Source organism: Cohnella thailandensis, from assembly GCF_014212135.1.
In the GTDB taxonomy this organism is placed as follows: Bacteria; Bacillota; Bacilli; order Paenibacillales; family Paenibacillaceae; genus Cohnella; species Cohnella thailandensis.
Genome location: NZ_JACJVQ010000005.1, coordinates 437716 through 458444 on the forward strand (window position 1 = coordinate 437716; position 20729 = coordinate 458444).

The 20729-nt window shown below is 57.3% G+C and carries 19 protein-coding genes; 14 read left to right on the forward strand and 5 right to left on the reverse strand.

Going from position 1 to position 20729, the window contains the following annotated elements:
* The first annotated feature begins 18 nt into the window (after positions 1–18).
* Entirely contained in the window at positions 19–1734 is a 1716-nt protein-coding gene (locus H7B67_RS06855; protein WP_185119039.1) for an EAL domain-containing protein, read from the forward strand.
* A gap of 50 nt (positions 1735–1784) precedes the next feature.
* Here the strand turns inward: H7B67_RS06855 and H7B67_RS06860 are convergent, their stop codons facing one another.
* Complete coding sequence (locus tag H7B67_RS06860; protein WP_185119040.1) at positions 1785–2204, reverse strand: hypothetical protein; 420 nt, start codon at positions 2202–2204, stop codon at positions 1785–1787.
* Between the two features lie 220 nt (positions 2205–2424).
* Between H7B67_RS06860 and H7B67_RS06865 the strand changes: the two genes are divergently transcribed.
* A complete protein-coding gene (locus tag H7B67_RS06865; protein ID WP_185119041.1) occupies positions 2425–2745 on the forward strand; it encodes a YunC family protein in 321 nt (106 codons plus the stop codon).
* A gap of 17 nt (positions 2746–2762) precedes the next feature.
* On the opposite strand, the gene mtnA is transcribed toward H7B67_RS06865, so the two are convergent.
* Positions 2763–3836, reverse strand: coding sequence for an S-methyl-5-thioribose-1-phosphate isomerase (gene mtnA, locus H7B67_RS06870; RefSeq protein WP_185119042.1), 1074 nt, complete (start codon positions 3834–3836; stop codon positions 2763–2765).
* 88 nt (positions 3837–3924) lie between these two features.
* Positions 3925–5133: an S-methyl-5-thioribose kinase gene (gene mtnK / locus H7B67_RS06875; protein WP_185119043.1), complete on the reverse strand. Its 1209-nt coding sequence runs from the start codon at positions 5131–5133 to the stop codon at positions 3925–3927.
* Between the two features lie 280 nt (positions 5134–5413).
* On the opposite strand from mtnK, the gene H7B67_RS06880 reads away from it, so the two are divergent.
* From H7B67_RS06880 to sufB, 6 genes are all read left to right on the forward strand, one after another.
* A complete protein-coding gene (locus tag H7B67_RS06880) occupies positions 5414–5986 on the forward strand; it encodes a DUF1802 family protein (RefSeq protein WP_185119044.1) in 573 nt (190 codons plus the stop codon).
* A gap of 230 nt (positions 5987–6216) precedes the next feature.
* Positions 6217–6996 (forward strand): Fe-S cluster assembly ATPase SufC, encoded by a 780-nt coding sequence (gene sufC / locus H7B67_RS06885; protein WP_185119045.1) that lies wholly within the window; start codon positions 6217–6219, stop codon positions 6994–6996.
* Between the two features lie 23 nt (positions 6997–7019).
* The gene (gene sufD / locus H7B67_RS06890; RefSeq protein ID WP_185119046.1) at positions 7020–8327 is read left to right on the forward strand and encodes a Fe-S cluster assembly protein SufD; all 1308 of its coding nucleotides are present in this window, start codon (positions 7020–7022) and stop codon (positions 8325–8327) included.
* A complete protein-coding gene (locus tag H7B67_RS06895) occupies positions 8328–9557 on the forward strand; it encodes a cysteine desulfurase (RefSeq protein WP_185119047.1) in 1230 nt (409 codons plus the stop codon).
* Positions 9541–9990 carry a Fe-S cluster assembly sulfur transfer protein SufU gene (gene sufU, locus H7B67_RS06900; RefSeq protein ID WP_185119048.1) on the forward strand — a complete coding sequence of 150 codons (450 nt, stop codon included), beginning with the start codon at positions 9541–9543 and terminating at the stop codon, positions 9988–9990. The genes H7B67_RS06895 and sufU overlap by 17 nt, the downstream gene beginning before the upstream one ends.
* Positions 9991–10020: 30 nt before the next feature.
* Complete coding sequence (gene sufB, locus H7B67_RS06905) at positions 10021–11418, forward strand: Fe-S cluster assembly protein SufB (protein ID WP_185119049.1); 1398 nt, start codon at positions 10021–10023, stop codon at positions 11416–11418.
* 70 nt (positions 11419–11488) lie between these two features.
* Here the strand turns inward: sufB and H7B67_RS06910 are convergent, their stop codons facing one another.
* Positions 11489–11734 (reverse strand): PLD nuclease N-terminal domain-containing protein, encoded by a 246-nt coding sequence (locus tag H7B67_RS06910; protein WP_425353882.1) that lies wholly within the window; start codon positions 11732–11734, stop codon positions 11489–11491.
* 173 nt (positions 11735–11907) lie between these two features.
* Between H7B67_RS06910 and H7B67_RS06915 the strand changes: the two genes are divergently transcribed.
* Positions 11908–13122, forward strand: a complete 1215-nt coding sequence (locus H7B67_RS06915) for a C40 family peptidase (RefSeq protein ID WP_342592391.1) — start codon at positions 11908–11910, stop codon at positions 13120–13122.
* Positions 13123–13207: 85 nt separating this feature from the next.
* On the opposite strand, the gene H7B67_RS06920 is transcribed toward H7B67_RS06915, so the two are convergent.
* Positions 13208–13942, reverse strand: a complete 735-nt coding sequence (locus H7B67_RS06920) for a molybdenum cofactor biosynthesis protein (RefSeq protein ID WP_185119050.1) — start codon at positions 13940–13942, stop codon at positions 13208–13210.
* A gap of 125 nt (positions 13943–14067) precedes the next feature.
* Here H7B67_RS06920 and moaA point away from each other — a divergent pair, with 125 nt between their 5' ends.
* The 5 genes from moaA (at position 14068) to H7B67_RS06945 (ending at position 20658) form a co-directional block, all read left to right on the forward strand.
* Positions 14068–15075: a GTP 3',8-cyclase MoaA gene (moaA, locus tag H7B67_RS06925; protein WP_185119051.1), complete on the forward strand. Its 1008-nt coding sequence runs from the start codon at positions 14068–14070 to the stop codon at positions 15073–15075.
* A gap of 63 nt (positions 15076–15138) precedes the next feature.
* The gene (locus H7B67_RS06930; RefSeq protein ID WP_245363255.1) at positions 15139–16581 is read left to right on the forward strand and encodes a bifunctional metallophosphatase/5'-nucleotidase; all 1443 of its coding nucleotides are present in this window, start codon (positions 15139–15141) and stop codon (positions 16579–16581) included.
* Between the two features lie 239 nt (positions 16582–16820).
* A complete protein-coding gene (locus H7B67_RS06935; protein ID WP_185119052.1) occupies positions 16821–17921 on the forward strand; it encodes an HD-GYP domain-containing protein in 1101 nt (366 codons plus the stop codon).
* A gap of 112 nt (positions 17922–18033) precedes the next feature.
* Positions 18034–19188, forward strand: coding sequence for a radical SAM/CxCxxxxC motif protein YfkAB (gene yfkAB / locus H7B67_RS06940; RefSeq protein ID WP_185119053.1), 1155 nt, complete (start codon positions 18034–18036; stop codon positions 19186–19188).
* A gap of 66 nt (positions 19189–19254) precedes the next feature.
* Positions 19255–20658, forward strand: coding sequence for a hemolysin family protein (locus H7B67_RS06945; RefSeq protein ID WP_185119054.1), 1404 nt, complete (start codon positions 19255–19257; stop codon positions 20656–20658).
* Positions 20659–20729 lie beyond the last annotated feature (71 nt).

Sequence of the window (20729 nt, forward strand, 5' to 3'; positions counted from 1 at the left end):
GAGGAAGGACGTAGCCTAGTGAACGGATGGTCCGACAGAACGTCTTATCAGCTCGAGCTTCTAAACTCGATATACAACGGTCCGATCACGATAGCCGTCTTGAGCAGCGATGGGCGCTTGCTCGACTTGAATCAGGATTCCAACGATTTCTTCGGATTCTCCAAAGCGGAGATGATCGGCGAATCGTTCGCGAAATGGCTGGATCCTTCATCGTATGAAGCGGGCGTTCAAGCCTTAAGGCGCGCGCTTCAAGGCGAGAATGTCGCGGAAGACATTCGAATCGTACATAAATCGGGGCATGCGGTCGATCTGAACGTAACGTTGACCCGGATTCTTCGCGATACCGAGGTTATGGGCGCGGTCCTGGTGATGCAGGATGTCACCCAGCATAAGAGATCGCTTAAACGCAATCACTACTTGGCGCATTACGACGACATGACGGGGCTGCCCAACCGCCGCTTATTCCTGGAGTATCTGCAGAACCGGCTGCAGGAGTCGAACGAGCAGGGAAGCAGGCTCGCGGTCTGTTATCTGGACGTCGATCACTTTAAGCTTGTGAATGCTTCGTACGGAAGAGAAACCGGCGATATGCTCCTGCTGCTCATCGCGGCGAGGCTCACCCAGTTTTTCCAGGGGGAAGGGGATCTTGCCCGAATGGAGGGGGACGAGTTCGCCGGCATTCTGCTGGACGTGGACGGCGACGAGGACATCTCGAATCGGATGCGCAGCCTGATGAGCCTGTTCGACGAGCCCTTCCTGCTCGGAGAATCCCCCATTCAGGTGTCGGTGAGCATCGGCATCAAGATCGGCGAAGGGACGGAAGACGACGCCGGGTCTCTACTGAAGAAGGCGGATACCGCTTTGAACAAGGCGAAGGAGAACGGCCGCAACGACTACCACCAATATACGTCGGACATCGATCAGCAAGCTCTTCACCGCCTCAAGCTGCATCATGAACTGATGAAGGCTCTGCAGAACAATGAATTCCTGCTTCACTATCAGCCGCAGTACGATCTGGCCACGGGCCGGATCGTCGGGATGGAAGCGCTCGTGCGCTGGCATCATCCGACTCGCGGGCTCGTTCCGCCGGGGGAATTCATTCCGGCCGCGGAGGATAGCGGAATCATCGTTCCGCTTGGGGAATGGGTGCTCGAGGAAGCTTGCCGCCAGAACAAGGAATGGCAGGAAGCCGGCCTGGCCCCGATTCCCGTATCCGTGAATTTATCGGTCCGCCAATTCTCCCGTCGCGACCTGATCGGGAAGATTGCCGGCGTGCTGGAGGCGACGGGCCTGGACCCGAAGTACCTGGAGCTGGAGATCACGGAGAGCATGACGATGGACGTGGAGCGGGCGACGTCGTTCCTCGAGCAATTGGCGCGGCTTGGCGTAGGCATCAGCATCGACGACTTCGGAACGGGCTACAGCTCCTTCCATTATCTGCGCAACTTTCCGATCGGATGCCTCAAGATCGATCGTTCCTTCGTAAGGGACATACAGCAGGATCCGAGCGACGCCGCGATCGTGGCGGCGATCATCGCGATGGCCCACAATTTGCAGCTTCAGGTGATCGCCGAAGGGGTGGAGACGATCGAGCAGGTTCGATTCCTTCGCAAGCACGGCTGCGACGAGATGCAAGGCTATTACGGCAGCCCTCCGCTTCCGAAGGCGGGGATCGAAAGTCTTCTTTACCGGAACAGCCAACCGGATACGAACGCCTCTTTCTTCTCGATATGAACGGCAAAGGCCGAACCTTAAGGTGTCTTAAGGTTCGGCCTTTGTTTGCTCTACTCAATGAAGTCGTCGATCTCGTACATGTAGACGGAGTAGACTCTCTTCTCATCCACATGATAGAGCGTGAGCAGCATCTGTTCCGGATCGAAGTTGACGACCCGGCAGGGCATGGATTGCTTGACGCCCTTGCCGCGGTTCAGATTGACCCGGATCAGCTTGTTCGATTGAATAAATCCTCTTATTTTAGCGTCGAGACTGTCCGTCAGTATCGGGCTGGGGCGGTCCGTGGAGTCAAGCTCCTGCTGGATCGTCTCCCCAAGCTGCACTCCGGATACGATTCGGTAGTCTTCCAATTCGCCTTCGTTCAGAAGGTGAAGCAGCTTCTCCATGGCGATGCCGTTGCTCGGTGCCCGGACCAAGATGTCGACTTGGAAGAGGTATGAACCGTCTGCCGAAGCTTTGTTTTTTGTCATGGCTGATCCAATCCCCCGAGTTCAAAGCATCATTCAGATATCAGCAAGGATACCGTTAGCAATAATATATCATGTTTCGATTGGTTCAAATAGTACTAATTGGGTGAATGCCCATTTGGAAAATAGGACCTTATGAGTGGATCCGGCATAGTATGGTTCGAATGGACTACTGTCAGTGCTTGTTGTTACCTTCGTTATCTCCATGGGGAGGCGATCATCGATGATGAGACTCGTTCCGATCGAAGTGGAAGGCCATATCGCGGTAGGCGTAGAAGTCCTGCTGCCGGGAACCACCCTTCTTGCAATCACGATAAACGACGGCTATATCATGTGCGGAGCGCTGGACGTAGAGCTTCTCAACACGCGGCTCAAGGAGCGCAAAATCATCGCGGGCCGCGCCGTCGGCGTGCGCACGTTCGACCAACTGCTCGAGTCTCCGCTCGAATCCGTTACCGATACCGCGCGGGAGCTTGGCATCGTGCCCGGAATGAAGGGATACGACGCCATAGCGGCGATAGCCCGGGGACATGCCGCCTCCTGAACCATCGCCGCATAGGTTTACTTATTAAACAAAGCCTTAAGGTTAGTCTCGTACGGAGCGCGAACGATTCCCTTCTCGGTAATGATGGCGGTCACCAGCTCGCTCGGAGTAACGTCGAAGGCAGGGTTGTACACCTTCACCCCTTCAGGCGCCGTCCGGCGCCCGAAGGCATTCGTGACCTCGTCCGAATGGCGCTCCTCGATCGGGATCTCGGCTCCGGTCGCGGTAGTCAAGTCGATGGTGGACATCGGACAAGCTACATAGAACGGAATGCCGTGCGCCTTGGCCAGTACGGCCACCCCGTAGGTTCCGATCTTGTTCGCGACGTCGCCGTTGGCCGCTACGCGATCCGTTCCGACGATAACGGCTTGGACCCAGCCCTTGGACATGACGTGGGCCGCCATGTTGTCCGTGATCAGCGTCACGTCGACTCCGGCCTGCTGAAGCTCGAAGGCCGTAAGCCGCGCGCCTTGCAGCACGGGGCGGGTCTCGTCCGCGAACACTTTAAGCGATATGCCTTGCTCGAGGGCGAGGTAGAACGGAGCGAGCGCGGTGCCGTATTTGGAGGTCGCGAGGCCGCCGGCGTTGCAGTGCGTCAGCACGCCCATGCCGTCTTGGAACAGCGTCAGGGCATGCTCGCCGATAAGACGGTTCGTCTCTTCGTCCTCCGACTGAATGAGTCGGGCTTCCTTAAGCAGCTCGTCCTTGGCATGCGGGGCGGAAGCGCCTGCTTCCGAAAGAGAAGCCGCCTTCGCCGTCATGCGATCGAGCGCCCAGAACAGATTGACGGCCGTCGGTCTCGAAGTGGCGAGGTACTCCGCATGGCGCTTCGCTTCTTCGGCGAGCTCCGATGCCGTTCCTTCGAAACCTTGAATGCCGAGCACGACGCCGTAAGCGGCGGAGATGCCGATAGCCGGAGCTCCGCGCACCTTCAGCTCGCGAATCGCTTCCCATACGTCCTGCGGCGTGGTCAGCTTCAGGTAAACGGTCTGCTCGGGCAGAAGCCGTTGATCCAATAAATCCAATACTCCATCCGCCCAACGGACCGATTGCAATACCTTCGAAGCGGCGGAACCTCCATGCTCGATCATGCTGCGTAACTCCTCTCGTTATGCCGGAACGCCGTCCGGCCGATGCGATATTTTCCCCGTGCGGATTGCGAATATCCGATTCGGTCGATTACTTGGCGACCGCCGCCGAAGCGATGTCCAGAAGATCCTCGATCGAAACCGCTTTGCGGTTGTGCTTGATGAGGGAAGTGCCGATGGACAAGGCCAGCCGTTGGGCGCGCTCGCGGGCTCCCGCGTCCGGAATGGAGTCGATGTCGGCAACGTGGGAGAGGCCGTAGATTCGCCGGACGGTCTTCGCCCCCGCGAAGCCGACCGTATCCTGAAGCAGCCTCGACAGATAGCTGTCTTGATAGCCGGGCGCACGGAAGACGCGGTCGGCCCCGTGCTCGTTCCACAGCTTGCGGAATTTCGCTTCGAACAGGGTCCAGATGTCGCGGATAGTGTTCAGAAGGTAAGCCCGGCGGTCGCGGCGAGCGGCTTCGTCCGCGCTCCAGTGCTCTTGGGAAGCGTAGTTCAGCAGCAGGTTGGCGAACACGGCTCCGATATCGAAGCCCATCGGTCCGTAGTAGGCGAATTCCGGATCGATCACCTTCGTGGAATCCGGGGTGACGAAGATGCTGCCCGTATGAAGGTCCCCGTGAAGCAGCGCCTGCGCGTTCGTCAGGAACTTCTCGCGCAGGAAGGCGACCTCCAGCTTCAGCTCTTCGTCCGCCCAGATCGCTTCGGCCGCGTCGCGAAGGTGAGCTTCGATGTTGTTGTTCGGTGAATCGTAGTAGGGATCCTCGAAAATCAGGTCTTCGGTAATTTTGCACAGGTCCGGGTTGATGAAGCTCTCCACGAGCCGTTTCTTCTCCTGCTGGTTCATGCCCAGGTCGGAGGTGAAGAAGAGGGTGCGCGCGATAAATTCCGAGATATGCTCCGCGAACTTCGGATAAACCCCTCCTTCGATCAGTCCCTTGCGCATGATGACATGGTCGCTCAGATCTTCCATGATCGTCAGGGCCAGCTCGTTGTCGGTCTTGTAAACGCGGGGAGCGAGGCCGGGGGCGAGCTCTCCCTGCTTAACGAGAGCCTCGCTCTCGATGCGGGCGCGGTCCAGGGACAGGGGCCACGATTCGCCGACTACCTTCGCGTAAGGCAGAGCTTGCTTCACGATAAGGCTGGCGCCGGTCGCGGGCTGCGTAATATGGAAGACAAGATTCAGGTTGCCGTCCCCGATCTCCTTGGAGACAAGCTCTTCTCCCGTCGGGAAAACTTCATTGATCGTGCGGGCGATCTCGATCGCTTCCGCTTCGGTTAAAGGATGATATTGGCTCATTCTGTTCTACCTCCAGTAAAGGTCAACTTGCTTGTCCTTACCCAGTCGCAGGATTGCAGACAGGATTAGGCAACCGCTCGGCGGTTAAAAGCCGCGGGGCCGCACTCAGAAAAAAGACACAGCAAGGAGACGAACGGCATCTCCAGGGCTGTGCCTTTCCGCGGTCGGTCAAGGCCGTGCCTGAATTTATTCTATTATTATAAGGGAAGCGGAACATTTCATCCAGCAATAACCGTTATGTTATAATCCGAATATAGAGAAAGGAAGGAGAGACGCGGGAATGCAACGGGAGATAGCGCTTCGGGAGTGGGCGGTCGCCGTGGACGCGTTGGAGAGCGGCCGGCAGATCATCGTGCTACGCAAGGGCGGCATAGCGGAGGAGACGAAGGAATTCCGCTTGGAGAGCCCTCGTTTTTATTTATTCCCATCTTACGAGCATCAGCGGCCGGAGCTGGTGAAGCCGGAATCCAGAGAGGGAATCGACGCTTCGATCGCGGAGGCGGAAGCTCATCCGGGAGCGGTGAGGATCGCTTCGTACGCCGAGGTCGAGGAAGACATCGAGGTGACGGATGCCGGGACGCTGTCCCGTCTGGGCGACCTGCATATATGGACGGAGGAATACGCGGAAGAGCGGTTGAAGTGGAAAAGAACGAAGCCGCTCCACGTATTGGTGCTTCGGATGTACCGTTTGGAAGAGCCCGTGCTCGTTCCGATGAAGACGAGCTATGGCGGCTGCAAGTCCTGGCTGCGGTTCGAGGATCCGGTTCCGGAGCTGCGGGGAATCCCCGTTCTGGACGAGGAGACGTTCGAGGAGCGAAAAACCGCCGTTAAACGAGCCATTCAAGGATTTTAGCCAAGTCGAACGGTCGATGTCTGTGATCGAAATCACGCGCAATATCGTTTCGTTTGCGTTTTTCATCGGATTTTCATAAAATGTAGGTTGAGAATCAGTGAGAATCAAATTAAAATAATTATAAATAAGGATGAACCAAGCGTTGATTTTGTCGCCCGAGCAGCTTTAGGCCTGCCGCAAGCGGTCAACCGCAGCGACTTTGGAGTCCTCATCACCTGGAGGGAAAAGATATGTCCAGCTTGTTCGAAATCCGTGGCCTGAGATCGGCCATTGAAGGTAAAGAAATTCTGAAAGGCCTCGACCTGAAGATCGACGGCGGCCAAGTCCATGCCATCATGGGACCTAACGGCACCGGTAAGTCCACTCTTGCTTCTTCCATTATGGGACATCCTAAGTACGAAGTGACGGACGGCGAGGTTCTGCTCGAAGGAGCGGACGTTCTGGAGATGGGCGTCGACGAGCGAGCGCTCGCGGGACTGTTCCTCGCCATGCAATATCCTAGCGAAATCACGGGCGTCACGAACGCCGACTTCCTGCGCAGCGCGATCAACGCCCGCCGCGGCGAAGGCAACGAGATCTCCCTGATCAAGTTCGTTCGCCTGATGGAAGGCAAGATGAAGGAACTCGAGATGAATCCGGAGTTCATGCACCGCTATCTGAACGAAGGCTTCTCCGGCGGCGAGAAGAAGCGGAACGAAATTCTGCAGATGATGATGCTCGACCCGAAGCTCGTCATTCTCGACGAGATCGACTCCGGCCTCGATATCGACGCGCTGAAGATCGTCGCGGCCGGCGTGAACGCGATGCGTTCCTCGGAGCGCAGCTTCCTGATCATCACCCACTACCAACGTCTGCTTAACTATATCAAGCCTGACTTCGTTCACGTCATGATGCAGGGCCGTATCGTGAAGTCCGGAGGTCCCGAGCTCGCCGAGCGTCTGGAAGCCGAAGGCTACGATTGGGTCAAAGAAGAACTGGGCATCGTCGACGAGACGGTCGGCCAGGCCTAAGAGGATAAGGGAGGCTAGCAATCATGAGTACACCGACCACCTCTTTTAGCCGCGAGGCCGCGGCTGCGTTGTCCCGCAGCAAGAACGAGCCCGCTTGGCTCGTGGCTTGGCGCGAGGAAGCCGGCGAATGGGCGTCCACCTTGGAGCTTCCGCAGCCGGAGAAGACGCCGATTCAGCGCTGGACGCTGGATGTTCAAGGCGCGCATCGCCCCGGCGCGGCCGTCGCCGCAAAGGCGGATCTGCCGGCAACGATTACGGCTCAGCTTCCTGAACAGGACGTCGACGCCCTAATCGTTCAACATAATTCTTCCGTCGTCTACACCCGTCTGTCCGACGAGCTGAAGGCGAAGGGCGTCGTTCTGACCAGCCTGGAAGAAGCCGCTCGCTCGCACGAAGAACTCGTTCGCGCCCACTTGATGACCGCTTATGCCCGCGACGAGCACAAGCTCTCCGCTCAGCACGCGGCTCTCTGGAACGGCGGCGTGTTCCTCTACGTGCCGCGCGGCGTCGTCATCGAAGAGCCGATTCAAGCGATTCTGTTCGCGGACGACGCGGAAGCGACGTTCGTTCCCCATATACTGGTCGTCGCCGATGCGAACAGCCAGGTGACGTTCGTCGAGCACACGTTCTCCGAGCTGGGCGAGAATCCTTCGGCGACGCTGCTTCATAATGCGGCGGTTGAAGTATTCGCGAAGCCGGGCGCGAGCGTCCGCTACGCATCCGTCCATCATCTGGACAGCACGGCGATCGACGTGACCTACCGTCGCGCCATTCTGGATAAGGATGCCCGCATCGAATGGATCGTCGGCGAGCTGCACGACGGCAACACGCTGGTCGACACGAAGTCGATCCTGAAGGGCAACGGCTCCACTTCCGACGCGAAGATCATCTCCGTCGGAACGGGCTCCCAACGCATGAGCATCACGACGCGCGCGGTTCACTACGGTCTGTCCTCCGAGAGCGACATGATCACCCGCGCCGTGATGAAGAACGAAGCGACTGCCATCATCAACGGCATTACGAAGATCGAGAAGGGCGCGACGAAGGCGAACGGCCAGCAGACCGAGAAGGTTCTGATGCTGAGCCCTAAGGCCCGCGGCGACGCCAACCCGATTCTTCTTATCGACGAAGACGACGTCAAAGCCGGCCACGCCGCGAGCGTAGGCCAGGTCAATGCGGAGCAGGTGTATTACCTGATGTCGCGCGGCATCTCCCGCGAGGAAGCGGAACGACTCATCATCCACGGGTTCTTGGATCCGGTCGTCTCCGAGATTCCGGTCGAGGGAGTCCGCGAGCAGCTGCAACGCATTCTCGAAAGGAAGCTGGGGTAAATGGATCCGATCGCGCTCAAAGCCGAGTTCCCGATACTGCATCAGGACGTTAACGGTCACCCGCTCGTCTATCTGGACAACGCGGCGACTTCCCAGAAGCCGCGGAGCGTCATCGAAGCGGTCAAACGCTATTACGAATGGGATAACGCGAACGTGCACCGCGGCGTGCACACGCTAGGCTCGCGCGCAACGGACGCTTACGAAGGCGCCCGCGAGAAGGTAGCCCGGTTCCTGAACGCCGCGCCCAGGGAGATCGTCTTCACGCGCGGCACGACGACCGGACTCAACCTGGTGGCGCATGGTTATGCCCGCCAAGTATTGAAGCCGGGCGACGAGATCGTCATCACCCATATGGAGCATCACAGCAACATCATTCCGTGGCAGCAGGCCGCCAAGGCGACGGGGGCGACTCTGAAGTATATCCCGCTGCAGCCGGACGGTACGCTCTCGCTGGCCGACATCGAGAGCACGGTGACGGAGAAGACGAAGATCGTCTCCATCGCTTATGTATCCAATGTTCTGGGGACGGTCAACCCGATCGCCAAGATCGCGGAGATCGCCCACAAGAACGGAGCGATTATCGTCGTCGACGGCGCTCAGAGCACTCCGCACCTGAAGGTCGACCTGAAGGCGCTCGATGTTGATTTCTATGCGTTCTCCGGCCATAAGATGTGCGGGCCGACCGGAATCGGCGCTCTGTACGGGAAGGCGTCTCTGCTTGAGAAGACGGAACCGATGGAGTTCGGAGGCGAGATGATCGACTTCGTGGGTCTTCAAGACTCCACGTGGAAGGAGATTCCCTGGAAGTTCGAAGGGGGAACTCCGATCATCGCGGGAGCCGTCGGACTCGCGGCGGCGATCGACTTCCTCGAGAGCGTCGGCCTCGACAATATCGACCGCCACGAGAAGAAGCTCGCGAAGTACGCTTACGAACGCCTGTCGGCGATCGACGGCATCTCGATCTACGGGCCGCCGGCCGACAAGCGGGTCGGACTCGTGACGTTTAACCTGGGAGACGTTCATCCGCATGACGTGGCGACGGTGCTCGACACCGAGGGCATCGCCATCCGCGCCGGACATCATTGCTGCCAGCCTCTGATGAAGTGGCTGGAGCAGAGCGCTACGGCAAGGGCAAGCTTTTACCTGTACAATACCGAACAAGACGTGGACCGTCTCGCCGAAGCGCTACTGAAGACAAAGGAGTTTTTCGGCTATGAACCCGTTAGATGATCTTTACCGCCGCGTCATCATGGATCATTATAAGAACCCCCGCAATCGCGGAGCTCTGGAGGACGGTTCGGTAACAGTCAACCTGAACAACCCGACCTGCGGAGACCGGATCAGCCTTCAGCTGAATATCGAGGACGGCATCGTGAAGAACGCCAAGTTCACGGGAGAAGGCTGCTCCATCAGCATGGCTTCGGCTTCGATGATGACCGACGCGGTCAAGGGCAGGACGACCGCCGAGGCTCTCTCTCTGGCAGACAAGTTCTCTTCGCTCATGAAGGGCGAAGAAACCGAGTTCGAAGAGTACGAGGACATCGATGCATTGGCCGGCGTCAATAAATTCCCGGCCCGCATCAAGTGCGCGACCCTGTCGTGGAACGCTCTGCGCAAGGGCGTCGAGAGCGGCCAAGGCGAGCATGAAGGGATCGAACAATAACTAAACTAGAACAGAAGGAGGATGATCGTCATGGCAAAGCAAATGCCAGATTTGGAAGAATATAAATATGGCTTCCGCGACGAGCACAAAGCCATTTTCCAATCCGGTAAGGGGCTGACTCCGGAGATCGTTCGCACGATCTCGGAGATGAAGGGCGAACCGGAATGGATGCTGAATTTCCGACTGAAGTCGCTGGAGCAGTTCAACAAGATGAAGCTTCCCCGTTGGGGAGGCAACCTTGACGAACTGGACTTCGACGACATTCAATACTACGTCAAGCCGTCCGAGAAGCAAGGCAAGACGTGGGAGGAAGTTCCGGAAGAGATTAAGGCTACCTTCGATAAGCTGGGGATTCCGGAGGCCGAGCAGAAGTTCCTGGCCGGCGTCTCCGCCCAGTACGAATCGGAAGTCGTTTACCACAACATGCAAGAGGATCTCGAGAAGCAAGGCGTTATCTTCATGGATACCGACTCCGCGCTTCGCGAATATCCCGAGCTGTTCAAGGAATACTTCGCGACGGTCGTACCGGCCGCGGACAACAAGTTCGCCGCGCTGAACAGCGCCGTATGGTCCGGCGGCAGCTTCATCTACGTGCCGAAGGGCGTCAAGTGCGAAATTCCGCTGCAGGCTTACTTCCGGATCAACTCGGAGAACATGGGCCAATTCGAGCGCACGCTCATCATCGCCGACGAAGGCAGCTTCGTGCACTACGTCGAAGGCTGTACGGCTCCGGTCTACAGCACCAACTCGTTGCACAGCGCCGTGGTCGAGATCATCGTCAAGAAGGACGCACGCGTCCGCTATACGACGATCCAGAACTGGGCGCCGAACATCTACAACCTCGTGACGAAGCGCGCCGTCGCGGAAGAGAACGCGACGATGGAGTGGGTCGACGGCAACATCGGCTCCAAGCTGACGATGAAGTATCCGGCCGTCGTCCTGAAGGGACGCGGAGCGAAGGGCATGGTTCTCTCCATCGCCGTCGCCGGCAAGGGCCAGCACCAAGACGCCGGAGCGAAGATGCTTCACCTGGCGCCGGACACCACCTCGACGATCGTATCGAAGTCGATCTCGAAGCACGGCGGCAAGGTAACGTATCGCGGCATCGCGTCGTTCGGACGCAACGCGGAAGGGGCGAAGTCGAACATAAAGTGCGACACGCTCATTCTCGATAACCAATCGACGTCCGACACGATCCCGTACAACGAGATCATGAACGACAACGTGACGCTCGAGCACGAGGCGACCGTATCCAAGGTATCCGAAGACCAGCTCTTCTACCTGATGAGCCGCGGCCTGTCCGAAGCCGAAGCGACTCAGATGATCGTCATGGGCTTCATCGAGCCGTTCACGAAGGAACTGCCGATGGAATACGCGGTCGAGATGAATCGCCTCATCAAGTTCGAGATGGAAGGCTCGATCGGCTAATCCTCTCACTCAACGCAAAAACCTTCGCAACTCTCGCCTGGGGGCGGGCAGTCGCGAAGGTTTTTTCTTGTTAATATCGATACCTCGAACCATTGTCGTTGCGAATAAGCAGGTACACGATCAGTCCGAGAACGGGGAAGAAAAAGAGACCGATTAAGATAAGGAGGGCAAACTCTTGGCTTCTGCCCTTCTTTAATGCATCTCGATAGGCCCACACGCAAATGGCGATGTGGAGGATAAAAAGCAAGACGGAAAAGAGAAAGAAAAACAAAATAATCCCGCCAAAGAAACCGCCGCCGTCCGTTATCGTTCCCACTCGAAATACTCCTTTGCAATGGGTAATGGTTTAACAATTATACGTGAAACATGCTTAAAAGTTCCAGCAACCCTGCCTCCTTCCCGTTCCGGTCGCGCTTCTGGATAAATTCAAAGGGAGCAAACCATTCTATCTGGAGGATATGAAATAGGCGAGCTAAGGAGAGGGACAAGGTGGGTACAATCAAACGAGCAACGAGCCGCGCGGCGCTTGCCGCCCTCGTTCTGACAATGGCGGCGGGAGCTTCGGGCTGCGCAAGCAACCCGGGGGATACCCAAGGCAGCCTGCACAAGTATTCCGGCCCGGTCAAAGTGAAGACGCTGGAACAGACCCGGGTCGAGGAGCAGAGCTCGCCCAGCATCGTTAACGTGAAGACGATCCAGAACACCGAATATGTCGCGCTTGGAGATGTGGCCAGGGCGATAGGCTTTCACGCCAAATGGCTGAATGACGGGCATTACGGAATCGGCGACAACGACGCCGCTTGGAAATTCAAGCCCGGAGCCAGCACGGTCCAGAAAGGAGACGACAAGATCGAGCTGCCGGCTCCGACGATTCAGGAGAGCAATCGCCTTTACGTGCCGGTGCGCGGGCTTCAAAAGCTGTTCGGCGACGTAGCGGCCTTCCGGGCGGATTCGAAGACGGTTTCTTTCTACCCGGTTACGGACCAGATTCTCGGTAAAGGAATCAGGTCGCAGGCGGTTAGCCCGCGCGAAGCGGCCCAATCCCAAGGCCTTCATGGATTGGATGCCGGCGGCAGCCTTTCGGGAGACGGCGGCTTAGGAGACGGGGGCTTGGGCGGGGGAAGCTTGGGCGGCGGAGGTTTGAGTTACGGAGGCTCAAGCGCCAACGACGGCACGGGCTCCATTAACGGCATAGGCCCCAATGACGGCATCGGCTCCAATACTGGGACGAGTCCCAATAGCGGCGTCGGCCCCAATAACGGTACGAGCGCCGGCATAAGAGCCCATTCCGGCTCAAGCAGCCAGGAAGCAGACGAGCTGATCTCGGAAGCCAAGAAGTATTTGGGTGTCAAATACGACTTTGGAGCCGGAGAGTACTCGGATACGGGCAAATTCGATTGTTCGTCCTTCGTCCAGCTGCTATACGGCAAGCATGGCGTCTCGATGCCCCGCGTCGCAAGGGATCAAGCCGAGCTGGGAAGAACGGTATCCCGCGAAAACCTGAAGAAGGGAGACCTTATGTACTTCTTCGTTCCGGGCCGGTTCAAGAGCGACGAAACGGTGGGACACGTCACCATCTACATGGGCGACGGCAACATGATTCACGCCAGCCCGAAGCCGGAGGACGGAGTTCAGATCACGCCGATCGACAAGCCTTATTGGGCGAGAACGTTCCTCTTCGCGAAGAGAGTGCTTCCGGACTGACAAAGAGCTATTCCTTCGATTCGACCGATGATCGAGGGAATAGCTCCTTATCGTTTGCGTCTAGGATTCGATTAGGCCTAAGTCTTCATTCGAGGGGGGCGAGAGGATTCCAAGGCCCCAACTGATGCCCCTTCCATTCCGTGCCGTCCTCGTATACTTCTTTCTTCCAGATCGGAACGGTCTGCTTCAACCGATCGATCGCATACCGGCTCGCCGAGTAAGCGTCGGCCCGGTGAGCGGAGGATACGCCGATGATGACGCTCGCTTCGCCGATATCGACGCGCCCGATGCGATGATGGATCGAGACCAGCGAGCCCGGCCAGCGCTCGGCGATCTCGTCACCGATCGCCTTCATCGACTGAAGGGCCATGGGAACGTAGGCCTCGTACTCGAGCGTCATCGTTCGAGATCCGGCCGTCCATTCCCTTGTCGTTCCTATGAATAAAAGCAAAGCGCCATGATCGGGGTGGGCGACAAGGCGTTGTACCGCGTCCGCCCGGAGAACTTCCTCGGTGATCGAATAACGCTCGCCTTCCGTCCCGCCCGGCGAGGGGACTTCTTCGGCGCCCGACCCGCCCGATACCGGAGGCAGCAATGCGAGCTCGTCGGTAGCCCGAAGCTCGGCTTCGTCGCCGGCGAACGTCTGGTTGCATGCCATGAACGAGACGGCGATCAGCTCCGCGTGCTCGGGATAAAGCCGCTTCAGCCGATCCTTCAGTTCCGCCGCCGTCAGCGTCTCTTCCGCATATTCTAGGCTGAGGGATCTCGTCTGAAGACGCTCGGCCAGTCCTGCGAACAAGGTGATTTTCCACATCTGCATGCTCGTGCCCGTCCTTCCATTCCGTTAGGGAGATTTCCTAACACAAGCATACCATAACGAGTGCGAAAATGTTATGCTAGGAAGAGGATAGCCGTGTCTCTAGGATGGCTCGAGGAGGGGTAGACATGCGGGAATTGATCGACAGATACGGGAGAAAACATACCTACTTGCGGATTTCGGTGACGGACCGATGCAATCTGCGTTGTCTATATTGCATGCCCGAAGAAGGCATGACGTTCATGGACCAAAGCAAGCTCCTTAGCTTCGACGAGATCGCCGAGGTCGTGGAGACGGCAGCCGGGCTGGGAATCTCCAAGCTGAGAATCACGGGAGGCGAACCGCTTGTCCGGCCGAATCTCGACCAGTTGATCGGCAAGCTCTCCGCGATTGATGGAATCAAGGAGATCGCCCTGACGACCAACGGGCTGCTTCTCGCCTCGCAAGCCCAGAAACTGAAGGAGGCGGGCCTGAACCGGGTGAACATCAGTTTGGATACGCTCGATCCGTCCCGGTTCCGATTTATCGCCAGAAGAGGCGAGCTGAGAAAGGTGATGGAAGGCGTCGAGGCGGCAGCGAAGGCAGGCCTGACTCCCATCAAGCTGAATTGCGTGCTGCTGAAGGGCATCAACGAGGATGAAATCGCGGAATTCCTCAAAATGTCCTACGAGCAGCCCCTTCATATCCGATTTATCGAATATATGCCGATCGGCCATGACGATGCCGGCTGGAGAAACCATTACCTGCCGTTAAATCGCGTTCTCGAAGTTGCGGCCGCGCAGGGCTTCATCGTAGATTCGGCCGATTCCGAAGCGCCGCAGGGAAGCGGGCCTTCCGAGAATTGGCGCATCCGGGGCGGAGCCGGCACCTTCGGCTTGATCCATCCGATCAGCGACCATTTCTGCAAGAGCTGCAATCGGCTTCGGCTGACCGCCGACGGCAATATCAAGCCCTGCCTCTATTGGATGGACGAGCTGAACGTTCGGCCGGCGCTCGGTTCCAAGGAAGCGATGGACCGCTTGTTCCTTCGGGCGATGGATATCAAGCCGGAGAACCACGAGATGGCGGCGCTGCTGGCCGGAGAGGCTCAATCCCACGTTCCGACGGACCGGAGAATGTCTCAAATCGGAGGGTAAGCCGCTTATTCACGTCATAGAATGGGAAGCAAGCAGCCCGACGGGCGCTTGCAGGAGGTTGAGATGAGCGATAGCACAGGCACGTTGACCTTGATCCATACGAATGATATTCATAGCCATTTCGAAGAAGCATTTCGAATAGCGGCTTATATACGTGAAATAAAGGAAAGATGCCCGTCGGACGATCTTCTGCTCTTGGATTGCGGCGACTTCCTGGATAGGGCCCGCATGGAAACGGAAGGAACGAACGGCGGCGCCAACCGCGCGCTTCTCGATTATCTGGAGTACGATGCGGTCGGCATGGGCAACAACGAAGGCTTGTCCTACACGAGGGAGCAGCTTGACGAGCTGTTCGCGGGGGCACCGTATCCGGTCGTCTGCGCCAATTTGATCGTAACCGGGACGGGAACCCATCCGGAATGGATGAAGCCCTACGCGATTATCGAGAGAGCGGGCTTGAGAGTCGCCCTCCTCGGGCTCACCGCCGCGTTCGGGGACTTCTACGAGCTCTTGGGATGGACGGCGACCGATCCCCTTCAGGCGGCGGAACGATATGTTCCGGAGCTGAGGCGACAGGCGGATCTCGTCGTGGTTCTCTCTCATCTCGGACTTAAGCACGACGAGCGAATGGCCTCGTCTGTCGATGGGATCGACCTCATACTCGGAGCCCATACCCATCATCTGCTCGAAGTGCCGCTAAGAGTCGGGAATACCATGATCTGCGCGGCAGGCAAGTTCGGAAGGTACGTCGGAACGGTAACGGTCCGCAGGGATTCCGCCAGCGGAGCCCTTCGGATCGAGGGAAGCGCCGATCCGACCGAAGCTTACCCGGCCGATCCGGCCGCGGCCGGTCTCATCGAGGAATACAGGAAGCGGGCTATCGCCGCCATGAGCGGCACGATCGCGACGCTGGCGGAGCCGCTGGACCTGCGCGAGGACAAGGAGTCTCCGCTTGGAACCTTGCTCGCCGCCGCGGTCCGCCGCGCGACGGGGGCGCGGATCGGGCTGGTCAATTCGGGACAGCTGCTCGGGGGGTTCCCGGCAGGTCCCGTCACCGAGCTGGACGTCCATTCCGTCTGCCCTTCTCCCATCAATCCCTGCCTGATTTTGCTGAAAGGCTCTCGTCTTAAAGAGGCGCTCGAGGAGAGCCTGCTTCCCGAGTTCATCGGCTTCGAATTTCAAGGCTTCGGCTTCCGCGGCCGCGTTCTAGGAACGTTAAGCGTGGACGGAATCGAATGGGTGATCGACGAGTCGAAGCCGCCCCGGGAGAAGGTCGTCAGCGTCATCGTCGACGGCGAGCCTCTGGACGAGAACGCCGAATACGCGATAGGAACGCTGGATATGTTTACTTTCGGGATCGGCTATCTCGGACTGAAGGAAGGGCGCGTGCTGAACTATTTTCTTCCGGAATTTATCCGGGACGTCCTCGCCGAAGCGCTCCGCGACGAGTCCGCGTTACGGGACTGCAGACGCTTGCGAAGGCACCCGGTATCGGTTATCGGGTAGGATGGATACAGGCGATCTTCTTGACGGAATATAAAGAGTTCTCTACGGTCTTGGGATGAACGAAGATCATGGAGAGCTCTTTTTTATTCGGAAATTCGATCATTTTCTTCATGAAAATGACGAATTGTGTCGTTTTACGATGAAATATCTTGTACTAATCTTCCAAATCTCTTAAATTAATCATAGGGAGATTTTAGGAAAGACGAACCATTCATCTAAGAGAGGGGGACTCGTTACGAATGCGCATGATGCCGATCTCCTCGATACTTCCCGGCATGAAGCTGGGAAAGAGGATCTATTCCGATGAGGGCATCGTGCTGTTGGCAGAAGGAGTCGAGCTTACGGGGAACCTGCTGCGCAGGCTTAGCGAGAAGGGCATTCATTATCTGTACGTGCAAGACCCTCGGACGGAAGGAATCGAAGCCCCGGAGCTGCTTAGCGAGGAGACGAGCCGGCGGGCTCTCCAAACGCTGCGCTCGGTATTCCGTGATCTGGTGGACCTCCCGGGCAAGCGCCATACGGGGACCTACCCTTATGTCGGCAAGACCGTGCGCCAGCTCATGCATCACGTACTGGACGACCTTCAACGCAACAGAGACGCTCTCATCATGCTGATGAACATGCATACGGTCGACCATTACCTCTACATGCATTCATTGAACGTATGCGTCTATACGGTGCTTCTCGGCATGGCGCATGGATATGGCTCGGATGAGCTGATGACAATAGGTCTCGGGGCGCTGCTGCACGACATCGGCAAAACCCAGATCTCGATGAACGTGCTGATGAAGCCGGGGCGCCTGACTCCGGAAGAATACGACGAGATGAAGAGGCACGCGGAGAGAGGGTATTACCTCCTCAAGGACGAACCGAACATTCCGTTGATCGTGGCCCATTGCGCGTACCAACATCACGAGAGATTAAACGGAACAGGATACCCAAGAGGACTTAAAAGTTACGAGATTCACGAATACGCGAAGTGGATCGGGATCGTGGATTCCTACGACGCGATGACGAGCCATCGCATCTATAAGGATCCGCTGCTTCCCCATCAAGCGATCGAAACGCTCTATGCGGGAAGCGGCACCTTGTACGACACCTCGATGTTAAAAATTTTCCGGGACAAGGTGGCGATTTATCCGGTCGGCATCAGCGTGATTCTAAGCACGGGACAGACGGCGATCGTGGTCGATATCAACTCGGCCAGCGTTCATCGCCCTATCGTTCGAGTGATTACCGACGAGAACGGAGCCGACCTTAAGGTCCCTTACGATCTGGATCTGTCCAAGCATCTGTCGGTGATGATCTCGAAGATCGATGCGGGTCCATCGGACCGATAGACGGGGAAACGAAGCTTCCGGGATAGGCGATCCCGGGGCTTTTGTTTGATTTCCCGCGATACGACAAGTACAATAGGCTATATATTCAGACATGAGAACAGGAGTACTTGCCATGCACGGCTTTACCGCACCGAACTTGCGCCCGCGCTTCGCGCCGCCTTCCGATCTGACGCCTCTGACGCCCGAATACGATCCTTGGGATCCGATTCGTTCGCTTCAGCGTTACGGACGGCACGCGCTGACGAGCGTCGAGTTCACCGTCACCCACCTGTGCAACATGCGCTGCGAGCATTGCGCGGTCGGCGACAGCTTGACGATGACGGAATCGCCTCACCTTCCGATGGATCTGATATTCCGTCGACTGGATGAAGTCGAGAAATTGGAGACCATAAGCTTAACCGGAGGAGAACCGACCTTCCGCGAGGAGACGGTACGCGAGATTCTGCTCCCGCTGCTGAAGTACGCCCGTTCCCGGGGAATCCGGTCGCAGCTGAACTCCAACGTTACGTTGGATTATTCCCGTTACGAGATCATCGCTCCTTATTTGGACGTGATGCACATCTCGTTCAATTATACGGAGGCTTCCGACTTCCACCAGGTCGGATTCGCGCGTTCCGGCCGTTCCGTCAGCGCGAACGCGACGGCGCGTCTTTACGAACGGATGATGGAGAACGCCCTCCGCCTGTCGAATGATGGCGTCTTCGTGTCGGCCGAATCGATGATCAATTACAGAACCCACGACAAAATGAACGAGATCCATAAGCTCATCGTGGAGATGGGCTGCCAGCGGCACGAGGTTCATCCGATGTATCCGAGCTCGTTCGCGTCGAATCTTCCCGTTATCACGCGGGAGCAGATGATGGACAGCATAAATTCCCTGCTCGATAGCCGGGATCCGAACGTTTGGATGCTGTTCGGCACGCTGCCGTTCTTCGCTTGCGGGTCCGACGAACGGGAGCTGGCGTTGGTCAAGCGGCTAGCGGCCGAACCGAACGTCACGGTCCGCAACGATCCGGACGGCCGTAACCGGGTGAACGTGAACCTGTTCAGCGGCGACGTTTACGTAACGGATTTCGCGGCGATTCCGCCGTTCGGCAATGTCAAGAGCGAGAAGCTGGATGACGTCTTCGCCAAATGGCAGGATCATTCGCTGCAGAAGAAGGTCGATTGCCACTGCCCTTCCGCGGGATGCTGCGGTCCTAATCTCCTCGTATCGGATATGTACTTCAAGGAAGTCGATTTTACCCGTCGCCGTTCCTTGATTTAACCGTCATTCTATCGGTTATCTAGAGGATGGAGCGGGATTACCTATATTGAAGGGGTAGTTGCTACTTTGCATACGGAATTCATATGGAGTTCTATCTTCTGGAATTTGCTTATCGTTCTGATCCTCGTGTTTCTGAACGGTTTTTTTGTCGCCGCCGAATTCGCGCTTGTCAAGGTACGCCAGAGCCGGCTTACCCAACTGGTCAACGAAGGCAACGGCAGGGCGAAATACGCGCTTAAGGTAAACCGCAAGCTGGACGTTTATCTGTCCGCTACCCAGCTTGGGATTACGCTCGCGTCGCTCGGACTTGGCTGGGTGGGCGAGCCGGCGATCGCGGAGCTGATCGTGGAGCCCTTGATGGCTCAGATGAACGTCACCGATGAGACGGTTATCCATTCGGTATCGGCTATCATCGCCTTTGTCGTGATTACGTTCCTGCATATCGTTCTCGGAGAGCTGGCGCCGAAGTCTCTCGCCATTCAGAAGTCGGAAGGCGTGTCCCTATGGCTGAGCTGGCCTCTGCTTATGTTCTATCGCGTGTTCCTTCCCGCGATCTGGCTGCTGAACGGCGCGGCCAATCTGCTGCTTAGAGCGATCGGGGTGCAACCTGCGGGCGAGCATGAGGTTCACACCGAAGAAGAAATCCGCATCCTGATGAACGAAAGCGCGAAAAGCGGCATCATCGACAAGGAAGAGATGACGCTGTTCGATAACGTCTTCGAATTCGCCGACCGCGTCGCTCGCGAGGTTATGCTTCCCCGGACGGATATGGACTGCATGTTCACGAATCAATCCATGAGGGAGAACATGAAAGTCGCCTATGCGACGAAGCATACCCGTTACCCTCTCGCGGTCGACGACAAGGATCAGATTATCGGCTTCATCCATATTACCGACCTGCTCACGGCCGATCCCGACGAGGAGCACGACCTGCGGGAATTCATGCGTCCGATCCTTAGCGTTCCGGAATCGATGGAGATCAGCAAGGTGCTGAAGCTGATGCAGAAGCGCAAGTCCCAGCTGGCCATCGTGATCGACGAATACGGCGGCACGGCGGGGATGCTGACCGCCGAGACGATTCTGGAGGAGATCGTCGGCGAGATTCACGACGAATTCGACAACGAGCCTCCGAGCATCGTAACCAAAGGCGATATTACGTCGGTAGAGGGGCGCATGCTGATCGAGGATATCAACGATCTGTTCGGCCTCGATATCGACGACGAAGAGGTCGATTCCATCGGCGGCTGGCTGTTCCGCAACCTGGAGGGCAACATCTCCAAGGGGCAGAAATGGTTTCATGGCGGCTACGTATTCGAGATCGCCCACACCGAGCGTCTCCGGGTTCTGCGCGTGCATATCTATAAGCAGAAGCTCGCCGTAACGGAAGAACCGCAGGATAAAGAAGAGGCGCGCAAGGAGAAAAGAAGGCTCTTCAAGTCTTCGTCCGAGCCTGCTCCTTCGGAAGAATAACCTATTTTTTGCAGAAACGAACGCGGACTGGCGTTCGTTTTTTTAATTGGCGCAGGTAACAAGTTTCGGCT